This window comes from Pseudarthrobacter sp. S9, assembly GCF_050156545.1.
In the GTDB taxonomy this organism is placed as follows: Bacteria; Actinomycetota; Actinomycetes; order Actinomycetales; family Micrococcaceae; genus Arthrobacter.
This window is the reverse complement of record NZ_CP189576.1, coordinates 4434539-4448661: the sequence shown is the minus strand read 5'-3', so window position 1 is coordinate 4448661 and position 14123 is coordinate 4434539. Positions and strand designations below refer to the sequence as shown.

General features: G+C 67.1%; 15 protein-coding genes and 1 pseudogene. 6 read left to right on the top strand and 10 right to left on the bottom strand.

What is annotated here, in order from left to right; translation table 11 throughout:
* Positions 1-97: 97 nt before the first annotated feature.
* Positions 98-676 (bottom strand): TMEM175 family protein, encoded by a 579-nt coding sequence (locus ACQCSY_RS21390; protein ID WP_427131986.1) that lies wholly within the window; start codon positions 674-676, stop codon positions 98-100.
* A 226-nt stretch (positions 677-902) separates the two neighbouring features.
* Between ACQCSY_RS21390 and ACQCSY_RS21385 the strand changes: the two genes are divergently transcribed.
* Positions 903-2420 carry an FAD-dependent oxidoreductase gene (locus ACQCSY_RS21385; protein WP_427131984.1) on the top strand — a complete coding sequence of 506 codons (1518 nt, stop codon included), beginning with the start codon at positions 903-905 and terminating at the stop codon, positions 2418-2420.
* Here ACQCSY_RS21385 and ACQCSY_RS21380 read toward each other — a convergent pair.
* From ACQCSY_RS21380 to ACQCSY_RS21370, 3 genes are all read right to left on the bottom strand, one after another.
* Positions 2365-3129 carry a CDP-alcohol phosphatidyltransferase family protein gene (locus ACQCSY_RS21380; RefSeq protein ID WP_427131982.1) on the bottom strand — a complete coding sequence of 255 codons (765 nt, stop codon included), beginning with the start codon at positions 3127-3129 and terminating at the stop codon, positions 2365-2367. The two genes, ACQCSY_RS21385 and ACQCSY_RS21380, sit on opposite strands and share 56 nt — an antisense overlap.
* Positions 3130-3219: 90 nt before the next feature.
* Complete coding sequence (locus ACQCSY_RS21375) at positions 3220-3681, bottom strand: hypothetical protein (protein WP_427131980.1); 462 nt, start codon at positions 3679-3681, stop codon at positions 3220-3222.
* Positions 3678-4070 (bottom strand): cupredoxin domain-containing protein, encoded by a 393-nt coding sequence (locus tag ACQCSY_RS21370; RefSeq protein ID WP_427131978.1) that lies wholly within the window; start codon positions 4068-4070, stop codon positions 3678-3680. The genes ACQCSY_RS21375 and ACQCSY_RS21370 overlap by 4 nt, the downstream gene beginning before the upstream one ends.
* A 171-nt stretch (positions 4071-4241) precedes the next feature.
* Between ACQCSY_RS21370 and ACQCSY_RS21365 the strand changes: the two genes are divergently transcribed.
* Together ACQCSY_RS21365 and ACQCSY_RS21360 are read left to right on the top strand one after the other, a co-directional pair.
* On the top strand, positions 4242-4490 hold the full coding sequence (locus ACQCSY_RS21365) for a cation transporter (RefSeq protein WP_427131976.1): 249 nt from the start codon (positions 4242-4244) through the stop codon (positions 4488-4490).
* Complete coding sequence (locus ACQCSY_RS21360) at positions 4438-5013, top strand: cation transporter (protein WP_427131974.1); 576 nt, start codon at positions 4438-4440, stop codon at positions 5011-5013. Before ACQCSY_RS21365 ends, ACQCSY_RS21360 begins: the two co-directional genes overlap by 53 nt.
* Positions 5014-5059: 46 nt before the next feature.
* Here ACQCSY_RS21360 and ACQCSY_RS21355 read toward each other — a convergent pair whose 3' ends face one another.
* Both ACQCSY_RS21355 and ACQCSY_RS21350 read right to left on the bottom strand, forming a co-directional pair.
* On the bottom strand, positions 5060-7291 hold the full coding sequence (locus ACQCSY_RS21355; protein ID WP_427131972.1) for a putative bifunctional diguanylate cyclase/phosphodiesterase: 2232 nt from the start codon (positions 7289-7291) through the stop codon (positions 5060-5062).
* Between the two features lie 255 nt (positions 7292-7546).
* Positions 7547-7849, bottom strand: a complete 303-nt coding sequence (locus tag ACQCSY_RS21350) for a DUF4193 domain-containing protein (protein ID WP_427131970.1) — start codon at positions 7847-7849, stop codon at positions 7547-7549.
* A gap of 283 nt (positions 7850-8132) precedes the next feature.
* On the opposite strand from ACQCSY_RS21350, the gene ACQCSY_RS21345 reads away from it, so the two are divergent.
* Positions 8133-8399: a hypothetical protein gene (locus ACQCSY_RS21345; RefSeq protein WP_427131968.1), complete on the top strand. Its 267-nt coding sequence runs from the start codon at positions 8133-8135 to the stop codon at positions 8397-8399.
* Between the two features lie 214 nt (positions 8400-8613).
* On the top strand, positions 8614-9321 hold the full coding sequence (locus tag ACQCSY_RS21340) for a response regulator transcription factor (RefSeq protein ID WP_427131966.1): 708 nt from the start codon (positions 8614-8616) through the stop codon (positions 9319-9321).
* Here the strand turns inward: ACQCSY_RS21340 and ACQCSY_RS21335 are convergent.
* Together ACQCSY_RS21335 and ACQCSY_RS21330 are read right to left on the bottom strand one after the other, a co-directional pair.
* Positions 9272-10744 carry a sensor histidine kinase gene (locus tag ACQCSY_RS21335; protein WP_427131964.1) on the bottom strand — a complete coding sequence of 491 codons (1473 nt, stop codon included), beginning with the start codon at positions 10742-10744 and terminating at the stop codon, positions 9272-9274. The two genes, ACQCSY_RS21340 and ACQCSY_RS21335, sit on opposite strands and share 50 nt — an antisense overlap.
* A 530-nt stretch (positions 10745-11274) precedes the next feature.
* Entirely contained in the window at positions 11275-12003 is a 729-nt protein-coding gene (locus ACQCSY_RS21330) for an aldehyde dehydrogenase family protein (protein ID WP_427131962.1), read from the bottom strand.
* Between ACQCSY_RS21330 and ACQCSY_RS21325 the strand changes: the two genes are divergently transcribed.
* Positions 11930-12355 carry an antibiotic biosynthesis monooxygenase gene (locus tag ACQCSY_RS21325; RefSeq protein ID WP_427131960.1) on the top strand — a complete coding sequence of 142 codons (426 nt, stop codon included), beginning with the start codon at positions 11930-11932 and terminating at the stop codon, positions 12353-12355. The two genes, ACQCSY_RS21330 and ACQCSY_RS21325, sit on opposite strands and share 74 nt — an antisense overlap.
* Positions 12356-12545: 190 nt before the next feature.
* Here ACQCSY_RS21325 and ACQCSY_RS21320 read toward each other — a convergent pair whose 3' ends face one another.
* Together ACQCSY_RS21320 and ACQCSY_RS21315 are read right to left on the bottom strand one after the other, a co-directional pair.
* Positions 12546-13196: a hypothetical protein gene (locus tag ACQCSY_RS21320; RefSeq protein ID WP_427136036.1), complete on the bottom strand. Its 651-nt coding sequence runs from the start codon at positions 13194-13196 to the stop codon at positions 12546-12548.
* Positions 13197-13762: 566 nt separating this feature from the next.
* A pseudogene (locus tag ACQCSY_RS21315) lies at positions 13763-14110 on the bottom strand (AfsR/SARP family transcriptional regulator); the annotation flags it as partial.
* Between the last annotated feature and the right edge of the window lie 13 nt (positions 14111-14123).

The following is a 14123-nucleotide window of genomic DNA, read 5'->3' as shown; positions in this document are numbered from 1 at the left end:
CAGAACTTCTCGCTGACGACGGCGGATATCATCAGCTTCAGCGCCCCCGGAGGTGCCTGAGCCGCGCGCTCGCGTGGACCGATGCGGGCAACGACGGTCAGCTGCGCGCAATGAACCGCTCCACGCGCCGGTCCGGGATGAGCCAGATGGCTGCGACCCCGGTGTAGACAGCGAGGCCCAGGAGCGGGTGCACGAAGGTGAGGCCCATTCCCAGGATGTAGAGGGCTGGTGAGCCTTTCCCTTTCCAGTCCTGGCCCATGGCCAGTTCCAGGGGGCCATGCCGTCCCTGCTGCCGAATCAGGGTTGATTTCAGAATGTAGTAGGCGACCGCGGCGAGGAGAAGATTCAGCCCGTAGACCAGGACGGGCAGCTTCACCAGGCCCGCGTTGTTCATCCAGCGCGTGGTGAAGGGGAACAGCGACAGCCAGAACAGCAGATGCAGGTTTGCCCAGAGGACTCCGCCGCTAATCCTGCCGGCCAGGTGCAGCATATGGTGGTGGTTGTTCCAGTAGATCCCGACATAGACAAAGCTCAGCACGTAGCTGAATACCGTGGGGAGTTCGTCGAGCAGCGACTGCCAGGTCGGCTCCGCGGGGACGTGGAGCTCCAACACCATGATGGTGATAATGATGGCCAGCACGCCGTCGCTGAAGGTCTCCAGCCGATTCTTGTTCATGAGGTGGGGCTTTCATCTTCGAATTCTGCGAAGAGTCTACCCCGGGGGAGGGACTGCGGCTACCGGTGTCGCCAGGGACGCGCTGCCGCCTGAGGGACTCTATGCAGCCACTCTGAACGGTGCTACATTCCGTCCATCTTTCACGTGGAAATCGTTCATATTCGGGGCAAGAATTGCGTGCTCGTTGGAAGGCATTGCGGTGGGTGAGCGGCTCGAAGGCAGACAGATGTCCCTCTGGGTCGCCACCGCAGGGGTCACCGGCTATCCCTCGCTGGACGCCGACATTGAGGTCGACGTGGCGGTGGTCGGCGGCGGCATCGCCGGCCTGACCGCGGCGCTGGCCCTCAAACGTGCCGGCCACACCGTCGCAGTGGTGGAGGCTGCCCGTGTCGGCACCGGAGTCACCGGGCACACCACCGGCAAAGTCACGTCCCTGCACCGCCTCGTCTACACCGAACTCGCGGGCAGCCACAGTCCTGATACAGCGCGCAGCTACGGGCAGGCCAACCAGGCCGCGGTCGAACACATCGCGCGCGTCGTGGCGGAGGAAGGGATTGACTGCGACTTCCGGCGCGTGTCCAACTACACCTACGCCGAAACCGCCGACACCCTCGCACGCGTCCGTGAAGAGGCGGCCCTAGGTGCGAAGCTCGGTCTTCCCTCCGTCTTCACCGCCGAGGTGCCGCTGCCCTTTGCGGTCAAGGGGGCAGTCCGCTTCGACGATCAGGCGCAGCTCCATGCGGTGAAATACCTGCAGGGCCTCGCCCGTGCCGTGGACGGGGACGGCAGCCATGTGTTCGAGGAGTCGCGCGCCGTGGCCCTGCACGACGGCGCGCCGGCCGTCGTCGACACCGGGAGGGGAACCGTCCGGGCACGCGATGTCGTCGTGGCCACCAATGTGCCCCTCGGCGACGCCGGACTCTTCGAGGAACGGTGCTATCTGCACCGTTCCTACCTCATCGCCAGCCCCGCGGCCTCCGAGAAGCTGGACGGGACCTTTATCAGCGTCGACGAGCCCATGCGCTCCATCCTCGCGATCGACCTCGACGGCGCGAGTTACGTCCTCGCCGGCGGTGAGGGCCACCGGGCGACGGAGGCCGGCGACACCGCCGAACGGTACCGGCGCCTCGCGGCTTTTTCGCGTGACCGCCTCGGCACGGGGGAAGTCCGCTTCCGCTGGTCCACGCAGGACGGCATCCCCATCGACGGGCTGCCCTATGTGGGACGCATGTCCCCGATGGCCGCGCACATCCATGTGATCACCGGCCTGCGCAAATGGGGCCTGACCAACGGCACCGCCGCGGCCCTGATCCTCACCGACACCCTGTGCGGCCGGTACAACCCGTGGGCGGCGGTGTTCAACAGCAACCGGATCGCCCCGGCCGGCCGTGCGCCGCAGTCCGCCGAGCAGCCCGGAGCGCAGGAGGCGGCGATAGCGGCCGCGCCGATCGGCGAGGTAGCGGGCCAGCAGAGCATCGCGGGGCTCCGGCCGGGCGATGGAACCGTCGTGGAGATCGACGGCGAGAAGACCGCCGTCTATGCCGACCCCGCCGGACAACTCCATGCCGTCTCGGCCATCTGCACGCATCTGGGCTGCACGATCGAGTTCAACGCGGACGACGTGACCTGGGACTGCCCCTGCCATGGCTCCCGGTTTTCTACCGACGGCGCCGTCATCCAGGGTCCCGCTACCAGGAACCTCGCGCCGCGGCCTGCCCCGTCCGTGCCGGCTGATCCCGGCTAAGACTGCGGTGCCGGCGTTCCAGCTCCACGGTGTCTCGGCCGAAGGAAAAGACGAGCAACGGAAGGGCCAGGCCGAGAGCCACGGTTCCCAGTACGGGAGGGACGCCGGGGGCCAGGGCGAACAGCAGGGCGGATGGCTGGATGGCGCCGATGACCTTGCGGGCGGTGCTCGATGGCAGACGTGCCTTCAGGGATGGCCGGAACCGGCCGACGGCGAGAAACAGGTAGTACATGAGCCCGATGCCCAAGGTCCAGGGGCCGACAGTTCCCGCCGTCGCGCAGGAGAGGGCCAACACGAGGGCGCCGTCGGTATCCGTGTCCAGCAGCGAACCCTCAGCCGACGCGGTGCCGGTCAACCGGGCCACGCGCCCGTCCACGGCGTCGAGAAGAAACGCGCCGGTGCCGAGGAGAACGACGAGTCCGGTAGGGATGGGCCCTTCGAGCAGCCCGCCCACCGTCACTGTGGCGCAGCAGGCCACAAGGACGGCCCGCAGCAGGGTGACGCGGTCCGCGGGGGTTGAGAACCGGGGCTCGCGCCGAAGGATGGAGACGGCTGCGCGCCCGATCACGGCAGCACCCGCTGCAATGGCAACATAGCGGAGACCGGCATCGGGGATGATCGTGGCGCCGAGCCAGATTCCAACCCCAAGAAACGCTGCCAGTGCAGCCGCGACGTCGATGACTGCCCGACGAGCCATTGTGCTTTGCATGAACCACCTCGCCCACATGCTAGCAACTTCCGCAGGCAATCCTTCGGAACCGCCGGGGGACAGGCGCAGGTGCTGTCAGGACGTGAGCCGTCAGGGCGTGGGCCGGCTGCGCCGGCGGGTGCCATCCCGTCCGGCCCGGACGAAGCCAATGGCCGCCAGGATGGCCCCGGCTGCTTCCGCGACCGCGCTGAGGGACTTTTCGAAGAACCAGACGGGGTCGTACATGGCGGGAAACGGGCCGAACGCAGGTATGTTCACATAGCGGTAGAGGACTACTGCCACGAAGGCGCTCAGTGCCACCATCAGGGCGGCCGCATAGGCGGCCCTGCTCCCGCGCAGGAGGACGTAGAGCGCGGTCAGGACGGCCGCGGCGGACTCGAGCAGGAAGAGGTTGCCTTGGCCGATCCCGACAGCATTCCCGGCCTGGTAGCCGGGCGCGAGATGGACGTGGACGCCGGCGTCGATGAAGAGGGCGACGGCGGTCAGAACGCGCAGGGCGATGCCGGCTCCCCGCACGCCCACGGACCGTCCAGAGTGGCTTTGTACGCTCATTTGACTGTCAGCGTCCCGTGCATGCTCGGATGGTAGGTGCAATGGTATGCGTAGGTTCCGGGCTTTGTCGGTGCCGTGAAAGTGGCTGTGCCGCCGCTGCCCTTGACGTCCGCGTCAAACGCGGAGCCTTCGTCGGCCGTCACGGTGTGCCCGGCGGTGTCCATGTTGGTCACGGTCACCGTCGCGCCGGGGGCCACGGTGAGCGGAGTCCCGTAGGCGAAGTCCTTGATCGCTATGGCCAGCGCTGTGCTGGGCGTTGCGCTTTGGGTGGCCGCCGACGTCGACGCCGGGTATCCGCCACCGCCGCCACCGCCGCCACCGGCGCACCCGCCCGTCCCGACCAAGACCAGAACCAGTAACAGCGAAGCCCGTATCCTGCCAGTATTCATGGCACCACCCTCGACGCTGGGAAAGAGCGATTGAATTTAATAATCTCCATTCTGCGCCCGACGCACCAAAATAGCACCAGTGTCCGGTCCACGTGATCCCGGCACAGCTCAGCCGAGGAGATAGCGTAGGCAGTGGCCAGGCGTTTGACGGCGGCGAGAGGGGACAATTCCGTGACACGTGACAAGTCCGGATCCACATCGCTGACGGTCATCATCGCCTTTGTGGCCAACGTGCTCGTTGCCCTCGCGAAGACCGGTGCCGCCCTCATCGCCGGGTCCGCGTCAATGACGGCCGAGGCGGCACACTCCTGGGCGGACACAGGGAACCAGGTCTTCCTGCTAATCGCGGAGAAAAAGGCTGGAGGGCGTGTCCTTCACTCGGGCGTTCCGGCAAACCCGGAAGGCGGCACGCCGACTTGACCGGCACACCCTGGAGCAGGTCCTCAAAAGCTCCGATCCCACACTGCGTGCCGTCTTCGCCGAGGACGGGGCGGCCCTGATAGGCCTGATCATTGCCTTCGCCGGCATCTTCCTGCACCAGGTCACGGGATCCGCCGTGCCGGACGCTGTGGGGGCCATTTTGGTGGGCGTCCTGCTGGCGGTGGTCGCCGTCGTCCTGATTGAGCGCAACCGGCGTTTCCTCGTGGGGCAGGCCGTGAGCGCGGACATCGAGAGTTCAATGGCGCGCCGGGTCCTGGAGCACCCGGAGATAGAACGCATAACGTACCTGCACCTTGAATTTGTCGGGCCGCGCAAGCTGTACCTCGTGGCGGCCGTGGACATGCGGGGGGACCGCCGTGAACATGAGGTCGCCGTGGCGCTGCGCCGCGTTGAACGCGATCTTGAGGATCACGAAACAGTTGAGGAGGCCGTCCTGACGCTCGCAACGCCCGACGAGCCGACGCTGGTCTTCGACCCGGAAGGACCTCACCCGGAGGACTGAAACTCAGTCAGTCAAGGTGTGACACTCCGGACCTGGTGGCTCTAACTTAGGTGTCCGTCCCGGCCGGGGGCTGGAGGCGGGTACCTGATGCCAGGAGCGCTTCAATGACAGGGGAGGGGCTTGGGCCGGCCAGAAGGTATCCCTGCCCCATGCCACAACCCAGGTCGCGGAGAACGGCCAGCTGTTCAGGGTCTTCGATGCCTTCGGCAACCACGTCGAGATCGAGCTTGCTTGCCAGTCCCAGGATGCCCTCGAGCATCGCCGCCGACGGAGCATCCGAGGCCTGCCCTGAGAGGAATGAGCGGTCGATCTTGAGGATGTCCGCGGGCAGCACGGCCAAAGTGCTGAGCGAGGAGAACCCTGTCCCGAAGTCGTCGATCGCGATGCGGACGCCGAATCCCTTCAGCCCGCTGAGCGCGGCGACCCCGCCGTCGACGCTCGTGGCCAGGGCTGTTTCGGTGACTTCGAGCACTACCTTGTCCGCTTGCGCCGCGGGGTCGGCAAGGATGCGTTGGATCGTGGCAAGGTTCCGGGGGCTGGGCAACTGAAGCGTGGAGAGGTTGACGGAAACCCACAGGTCGGCACAGTGATCCATGGATCGGCGCCAGCCGGCAGCCTGTCGGCTGGCCGTCTCGAGCACCCAGCAGCCGATGGCGTCGATATCGCCGGTCTCCTCGGCCAGCGGAATGAACTCCGCCGGGCCCAGGCGTCCCAGGGTCGGGTGTTCCCAGCGTACGAGTGCCTCCACGCCGAGGATCTCCCCGGTGCGCAGATCCGCCACGGGCTGGTAGTCGAGGCGCAGCTGCCTAGCGGGAACGGCCGCGGCCAGGTCGGCCCGGAGGGCGGCGCGGTAGGTCATCTCGTCATAGCCCTGGGCGTCAAAAAGTTGATAGCGTCCCTTGCCCCCGTGCTTGGCCATGTACATCGCGAAATCTGCCTGCCGCAGCAGCTCGGCCGGATCTCCGGTTTCAGGGCGTCTCCGGGCGGCCCCCATACTAGCGGTGACCTTCAACCGGACTTCACCGACGGAAAACGGTACACACAGGGCGTCATGAATCCGCCCGGCGATTTCGCCGGTGACGGAGCTGCAGCCGTCGTCCATCACCACCACGGCGAACTCGTCCCCGCCGAGGCGGGCGACGAGGTCCTGGGCACGCACGCATCCCTGCAGCCGCTTGGCCAGCTGCATGAGCAGCGCGTCGCCCCCTTCGTGCCCCAGCGAGTCGTTGACATCCTTGAAGTCGTCGACGTCGATGATCAGCAAGCCCTCGTGCCGGGCCTTGCGGTCGGTGCCCGGCCCCAAGGACGCGGACAGGCATTCCGTCAATGCAGCACGGTTGGCCAGGCCCGTGAGGGGGTCGTGGGTGGCCCGGTGCGTCAGCGCCACGTGGCTGTCGTGGACGGCGGCGGCCATGGAGTTGAACGCCCCGGCCAACTCTCCCAGTTCATCGTGCCGGACGACGTCGATCCGGTGGCTGTAGTCCCCGGCCTGCAGCTTCAGGACCCCGCGGTGCAGCCCCTCGACCGGCCTGACCAGGTACCTGACCATCCGGCTGCGGAAGTAAACCACGCCGGCCGCCGCCAGCGCGAACAGGGCACTGCGGGCCGCAATCACCATCTGTTGGAGCTCGGCGCTATACGCGAGGCCCGTGTCCAGTGCGTCGAGGGAGGAACGCTGGATACCGGCCAGCACTGCGCGGACGCCAGCGCCGGATGCTGCGAAGGCCGCAACTTCGGCCACGTGGGTCCCCCGGAGGGACTTCACCTGGCTGCCCCACAGGCCATGGGCGGCGAGGTTGTCCTGCCAGGTGCCCCGGGCTTTGATCACGGTGGCCCGCATGTCCCTCTCAGCTGGCAGGACCGCGGCGGCCTCGTCGAACCGGCGGGAGATGTCCTGCTGTTGCTGGAGGAAGGCCGAGGTGTCCGTCGGCGCTTCTGACAATAGCTGGATGGCAGCCTGTTCGTGGGCTTCAAGGGCGGAGCGCAGATCCGCGACTGTGTCCGACTCCAGATGGAGCTGGCCGGCGGTGTGCTGGACCTGGTCCATCACGCCGCGGACGCCAATGACCGTCGCTGCTGCCCCGACGAGGAGCGCCACCAGCATCAGCATGAACGCTTTGGACCATTCACGTTGCAGGCTCCACGTGCGGGCGGGCCGCCCGGTCCCGGCCCGGACGGCGGCCGGTCCGGGGATCTGGTCGTCCGGGGCGGACCCCTCGTCCGGGACGGACCGGGAAGCGGGGACTTCGGTGACCTGCGCGTGGCCGCCCTGTGTCATGCCCGGCGCAGCCGCAATGCAGCAGAGGGGCCCGCCACCGTGGTGTTCCAGTTCCCCATGAATCCTGCCTCCGGCCGCGCCGGCATTTCGCCGCATCGTCAATCAGGAGCGTATAGGAACGTAGCGCGCAAGGCGTGTCTCGCATCTTCCTGGCACGTTTGTGAAGCAGACGAGGGGCCGGCGCCGTCGTCCGGGACGTCCAATGGCAGACATTGGGAATGTGTCCCGGACCTTCGTGTATCCGGAGGAGGGGACTTAGCTGAGGCAGTCAGCGCAATATGCGCGGCCGGCCTTTTCACGGGCGAGCTGGGAACGGTGCCGGACCAGGAAGCACGAGTAGCAGGTGAACTCGTCCTCCTTCTGCGGGATGACAGTGACCGTCAGTTCCTCGCCGGACAGGTCTGCGCCCGGAAGCTCCACGCCTTCAGAGGTGTCGGCCTCGTCAAGTTCACGGACGACACTGCGGGCGTCCGGCGCGTTCGCGGAGCGGAGGGCCTCCAAAGAAGCGTTGCGTGATTCCGCGACGTCGGATCGAACTTCGTCATAATCGGTTGCCACCTGGTTGGTACTCTTTTCCGTTGCTGTGTTGTTCAGTGCTGTTTGTCGGGCGTTTGTCCGGCTTCCGGGATTGAACGGTACAGCATTCCACCTTGAAAATGCTGGGGACCGGGGAGTCTGGGCAGTGACTCTCACGACACACGACGCCGGAAGCCCGTCACCTCGCCTTTCAAGATTCGTTCGACGCCGGTCATCTGGACGTCATATGCCGTTAATTTCGGTGCCCTAGCCTGATTCCTTAGCACTATCCGCCTTAGGCACCATCCGCCGGAAGGGATCCACGATGGCCGATATCGCTGCAGTGCTGGGAAGGCTCACGCCAGAGGAACTGGATGAGCTGCGGGCCCTGGGACCTCAAGGACACTTGGACAGGCGGCTCACCGACGCCCTGGACCGGGCAGCCGGCGGCCCGGGAGCGGGGCGCGGCTATTACGTTCCCAACGGTAGCGTCAGCGCCACCGGCGGGCCCCATCTTGTCCTGCGTAGTGACGTGTCCGGCTGGCTCTTCGGGTCAGACCGGCACGTTCCCCAGGCCCAGAAAAACGTGTAAGCGTCCTACGGGCGGCCCGAGCGCAACGCCGACGCCGGCGGGACGGCACCGGCCGGCGTCGGCTGCTTCTTGTCCACCCGCTTTCCTCGGGGCGCCGGTCAAGGGTGCCGGCGGCGCACGCCGGCCAAGGACTCTCCCGGCTGTGAAAATCCCCGATAAAACCTAAGCTGGGCCAGGAGGCGCCATACTGTCTCAAAGAGAGAGGAGTCCCGGATTGCGGATTCTGATGGTGGAGGATGAGCGTGCCCTGGCAGAGACGGTCCGCCGAGGACTGAAGAATGAGGGGTTCGTCGTGGACGTCAGCCGCGACGGCGTCAGCGGCCTGTCGGCGGCGACGGAGAATGCGTACGACGTGATCCTGCTCGATCTGATGCTGCCGTTCAAGAACGGTTACGACGTCCTGAAGGAACTGCGGCAACGCAAGATCTGGACTCCGGTGCTGATGCTCACGGCCAAGGACGGCGAATACGACCAGACAGACGCCTTTGACCTGGGCGCGGATGACTACCTCACCAAACCGTTCAGTTTCCTGGTGCTGGTGGCCCGGATCAGGGCGCTGATCCGGCGCGGAGGGCCCGCGCGGCCGGTCGTGCTGACCCTGGGGACCCTGACGATGGACCCCGTCAACCGCAGCGTGCGCCGGGGAGAAACTGCCATCAGCCTCACAGCGCGGGAATACGGACTCCTGCACTTCCTGATGCGCCGGCACGGCCAGATCGTGTCCAAAGCGGAGATACTGCACAACGTATGGGACCCCGCTTTTGAGGGCGGGGACAACGTCGTGGAGGTCTACATCGGCTACCTACGGCGCAAGATCGATCTCCCGTTCGGCCTGCATAGCCTGACAACGGTGCGCGGTATGGGCTATCTGCTCAGCGCCGACCGTCTCCCTGCCGCGGCCGGCGGGCACCCCGGGGCGTGAGGGCGGCCGGGCCGTCCGGATCCGGCCCGGGGAAGAACATTTCAAAGCGGCAGTCGCCCGCCGGCCCGTCCGTTGCCTGGATCGAGCCACGATGGGCGGCCATGATTCCTGCCGCGATGGCCAGGCCCAGTCCGCTGCCGCCGCCTTCGCGGGACCGGCTCCCGTCAAGCCGGACGAAGCGTTCGAAGATCCGCTCCCGGTCCGTCTCCGGGATGGGGTCGCCGTCGTTGTCCACCGTGACGATGGCTGTGTCCGCGGAGCTGCTCAGGACCACGGTGATCCGGGAAAGGGCATGGCGCTCGGCGTTGTCCAGGACGTTCCGCACCACCTGTGCCAGCCGGCGGGCGTCTCCGCGGATCCGCGCCGGGGTGAGCTCGGCGCTGATCTGGTTCCGGCTCGTCGAACGCAGCCGGCGGATCTCCTGGTCCAGGACGTGGTCAAGATCGACGTCTGTCTCCTCAAGCTTGAGGCCCCCGTCGTTCGCCTTGGCCAGTGTCAGCAGATCTTCCACGAGGTAGCCCATCCGGGCGGTTTCCTCCGCCAGGACATCCTTCATCTGGAGCCACATTGCGCCGGTCGGGTCCGCCGAGGCGATCTCCACCCCTGCGCTCAGGGTGGCCAGCGGGCTGCGGAGTTCGTGGCTGGCGTCCGAGACGAACCGGCGCTGTTCACGGTCCGATGCCTGCAGGCGGTCCAGCATCATGTTCATGGTCAGCGCCAGGGCATGGATTTCGTCGTTGGTGGGCGGGACGTCGACGCGTCCGTCCAAGCGCTCGGCGTTGATCCGTGCCACTTGGCCCCGGATCCGCTCAATCTGGCGGAGGGAACGTCCCACCAACAACGAGACTGAGGCGGCGACTATGGCCAGCAGCAGCGGCGTAGCCCCGAGCATGAACCAGGCGACGGTGGATAGGGTGTCCGCCTGGATCTGCGCCGTCTGGGCGACGATCACCGTATATTCGCGGTCGCCCACCCGCACGCCGGTGGTGACAATGTGGAAATCGTCGTTGTCACCTACGGTCGGAAGACTGGAGACGTCCTGGGTCAGGGTTCGTCCCGGTCCGGGCCGCTGGGCTGACAGCGGCGAATTTGCGGTGTCGGGATCCGAGGCGGCGATGACGTACCCGGCTGGGTCCAGCAGCTGGACGAATTGGCCCGCGTGCGCGGTGTCAACGATGTACGTACCGGTGTCGGCGAGGTCCAGGTCCTCCAGTTCCACGATGACGTCTTGGGCCTTCTGCCGGGCGGCCGAGTCCGTCGAGTTGATCAGCGATGTCTGCAGCAGCACCAGCAGTATCACCCCGCCGACCAGCAGCGCCATTGCCACGACGGCGACGGCGACCGCCGTCGAGCGTTTGCGCACACCCCAACGGGGCTCGCCGCTGCGGGATCGGCCGGCCGGGGCTGACATGCCCTGTTTCATGTTCCAAGAATGCGGCAACTCGGAGGCCCGGACAACTGCCGCCGCCATCTTCCCCTGACCCCGGGGTACTTTCCACGCGGCCGGGCCCGCGGCCGTTGCGCGCCGCAGCGGGGAGTCCGGGGCCTCTCAGTCTCCTCTCAGGGGGATGCGCGAGAGTTGGTACAGGACCCGGATGGCGGGCCGCGCGGAGCAAACCAGCGGACCCCATGTCCAAAGATTCCGGCCGCACGCTCTCCTCAACCAGCGTGCGGCCGGACATTACATTCCCACGCCGGGGCATTCCCGCCCGTTGCGTGCCCACTCCGCGAATGCCTCCGCGTTGCGTGCGGGATGATTCTTTTCAGCCGTGCGCCGGGATGGGATCATGCATGTATGGGCGATAATACTGAACTCCGCGTTGATTCGTCTGCCGTCCCCGGGTCGGTGAAGAAGGTGCCGGCAGGGCACGTGGACGCTTATGGGAAACCGATCACTCAGCGGCTGCGCGTTGTCGGTCAGCGGCGCCGGGATGCTGAAGAGAAGCTGGAGCATCATTTGCAGGAAGCGCGCGCAAAGCGTTCACTGCCCGGGCGCTCCGGTGCCGGCCCCAATGACAGCTTGGACTCCGTGTCGTAGGAGCGCTGGGTCAAACGTGGCGGCCTGACTTTTCGGGGCAACAGAAGTGGAGCCCCGGACAGCACCGCTGTCCGTGACCCCGCTCCTGTTGTTGCGGCGGTGCGTTGATTGCCGGTGCGGATCAGCTTCCGGTTGACGAACTCGTCCATGCCGTACTTGCCCAGCTCGCGGCCGCCGCCGGAGCGCTTGATCCCGCCGAACGGCAGCTCCGCAGCGGTGCCGGGGGCCTCGTTGATGTCGACCATGCCGGTGTCCAGGCGGTCGGCGATCTCCTGGGCCTTGGCGGGGTCGGTGGACTGGATCACGGCGCCGAGGCCGTACACCGAGTTGTTGGCGAGCTCCACGGCCTCGTCTTCGGAGGATACGGGGTAGAGGACGGCGACCGGGCCGAACAGCTCCTCGGAAAACGCCCGCATTTCGGGCGTGACACCGGTGAGGACGGTCGGCTGGAACCAGGCGCCGGGCTGATCCAGCGGGGAACCGCCGGTGAGCACCCTGGTGCCCTTGGCGACGGCGTCGTCCACCTGTGCGGCGAGGCCGTCGCGGGCGGCGGTGGAGGACAGTGGGCCCATGAACGTGTCCGCCTCGGTGGGGTCTCCCACCTTCACGGACGCGACCGCGCCGACGAACTTTTCCACGAGCATGCACCCGCCGAGTCTGGCCACGCAACCCGCGGTCAGCGGAATCAGTTCAGCGCGACGGCGTCGAACACGGGAAGACCGAGGTACGCGTGGGGAACGGGCCCGACCTAACATTAGTGCAAACCGAGCATCCTGGAAGGAGGTGAGACCGATGGCAGACCACTGTGCCTCCGGAACCTGGCAAGTCAAGCAGGGTTGCGACCAGGAATTCATAGACCGGTGGACGGAGTTCCTTCAGTGGTCCCGGGCGAACTACCCGTCGATCTTGGGAGCGAACTTCATTCGTGACCGACGTGTCCCAGGACATTACGTTTCGTTCGCGGAGTGGACAGATGAGGCGTCCCGAGACACGTGAAAGCAGAACCCGGAATTCACGGTCCGTTTCAGTGCCTGCGCTGCGCTGTGCGAGCACATGAGCGGGGCTGACTTCGACCGTGTAGCGAGCGTGTAGCGCATCGGCACTACTACGCGGTCACCCGCGGTTCTGAGTCCTCGCCGACGCACCCCACGCGAGCAACCCCGTTGCTGCCGGGTTGGGTCGGCTGTCAGGTCGCCCGGCGCGCGGCTCCGAGGGCCCGTATCGCGCCGAGTTGCTCGAACACCGCTGCGGCGTCGTCGAGCAGCTGCCGATCAGCCGGACCGCCCGCACCGGTCAGTGCGGCCTGCAGCCTGCATCGGGCGGACGAGAACGGCTGATGGGCCCGTCCGTAGAGGCCCGCCGCGGACAGGAATCGTTCGCGTGCCCTGCCCGCGTCCGCGTCGGCCAGCGCCAGCGAACCGCGGGCGGACTCGGCCATGGCAGCCCACGCCGAACTTTGGAAGGATTGCCCAACCCGCTCTGCCGCCTGCGTGAACACGGCCGCGCCCGCCCGGTCGCCGAGCACAGCGAACGCTTCGGCCGCCATCGGATACAGCAGGGCGGTGCAGGTGGGACATTCGCCGTAGCGTGCCGCTGTTGCCGCCGCGGACCGGACCACGCGGACTGCCTCGGCCGGATCGCCGCGCTCCAGCGCATCCAACACCGCCGTCGCATACAGCCGACCCCAGACGTGCCGGGCGAAGGGCGACACCACCGCGATCGCCATTGCGTGGCGAAGGCACGCCGCCGCCGCGTCGCTACCGCCCCGCTTAACCGCGAGCTCGGCAAGGCGCTGCCAAGGCAGCACTCCGGAGCGGGCATCGAGCTCTGCGTACACTTGTGTGCTGCGCTCCAGGCACCCGGCTGCCTCATCCCAGTGCCCCTGCAGCAGCAGCGTTTCCCCGAGCAGGCACCAGGCGAACGCCTGCGCGTGGCGCGCCCCCTGTCGATCGCCAGCGCCAGCGTGCGGCGAGCATAGTCTTCGACCGTCTCGCACAGCCCGTCGACGTAAAGGTGGTATTCCCCGATGCAGCAATGGAATTCGAAGATCCGCGCCAGCCGAGGATCCTCCTCGCCCGCATCACCCAGTCGCTCGATCTCGGCTTGAAGACCCGTCAGCCATGCCCCGCGCATGTGGCAGATGATGGCGAGGGTTTCCTGCACCGCGGCGACGTCCTCGCCGGTTCCGTAGACCTCGGCCGCTGCCAGGCTGGCCTCCGCGGCGGCTTGCGCCCGCCACGAACGCCGCGGCCGCCCCCGGGAAGTCGCCCGCCACCAACCGCAGGCCACCGACCTGCTCCCACAACTCGCCGGCCAGCTCAGGCTCCGCTTGCCGGCCAGACCGATCTGCTCGAACAACCGTTCCGTGGCCGGGTCGGGTTCGACGCCGAGTTCCCGGTTCAGCGCCGCGCGCAGACGCTCGTACTCTTGCAGGGCTTCGTGTCGCCGGCCCGACAGCGCGTACACCCGCATCAACGCGGCACCGACCTCCTCGTGGACCGGATCGGCGGCAATGACCCGCCGGAGTGCCGATGCGGCCCCGTCGAAGTCCGCCCGGGCCTCCAACAATCGTGCCTGTTCGACGAGCAGCGCGAGGAAATCCGACCGTAGCGACTCTTCCTTGGTTATCGCCCAGTCCTCATAGCGGTCCTCGGGCAGCAGATCCCCGCCATACAGTCCGATCGCAGCCGCATACTCGGCCGGTTCACCAGCCCGGCGCGCCCGCAACGCCGCAGTCTCGAACGCCTCCACATCCACCCACGTC

Coding starts and splice junctions, on each gene's coding strand:
- ACQCSY_RS21345 (WP_427131968.1), top strand. CDS start 8,133: ATGGCCGATATCGCTGCAGTGCTGGGAAGGCTCACGCCAGAGGAACTG.
- ACQCSY_RS21375 (WP_427131980.1), bottom strand. CDS start 3,681: ATGAGCGTACAAAGCCACTCTGGACGGTCCGTGGGCGTGCGGGGAGCC.
- ACQCSY_RS21335 (WP_427131964.1), bottom strand. CDS start 10,744: ATGAAACAGGGCATGTCAGCCCCGGCCGGCCGATCCCGCAGCGGCGAG.
- ACQCSY_RS21380 (WP_427131982.1), bottom strand. CDS start 3,129: ATGCAAAGCACAATGGCTCGTCGGGCAGTCATCGACGTCGCGGCTGCA.
- ACQCSY_RS21385 (WP_427131984.1), top strand. CDS start 903: ATGTCCCTCTGGGTCGCCACCGCAGGGGTCACCGGCTATCCCTCGCTG.
- ACQCSY_RS21330 (WP_427131962.1), bottom strand. CDS start 12,003: ATGCTCGTGGAAAAGTTCGTCGGCGCGGTCGCGTCCGTGAAGGTGGGA.
- ACQCSY_RS21390 (WP_427131986.1), bottom strand. CDS start 676: ATGAACAAGAATCGGCTGGAGACCTTCAGCGACGGCGTGCTGGCCATC.
- ACQCSY_RS21370 (WP_427131978.1), bottom strand. CDS start 4,070: ATGAATACTGGCAGGATACGGGCTTCGCTGTTACTGGTTCTGGTCTTG.
- ACQCSY_RS21355 (WP_427131972.1), bottom strand. CDS start 7,291: ATGACACAGGGCGGCCACGCGCAGGTCACCGAAGTCCCCGCTTCCCGG.
- ACQCSY_RS21325 (WP_427131960.1), top strand. CDS start 11,930: ATGAACGTGTCCGCCTCGGTGGGGTCTCCCACCTTCACGGACGCGACC.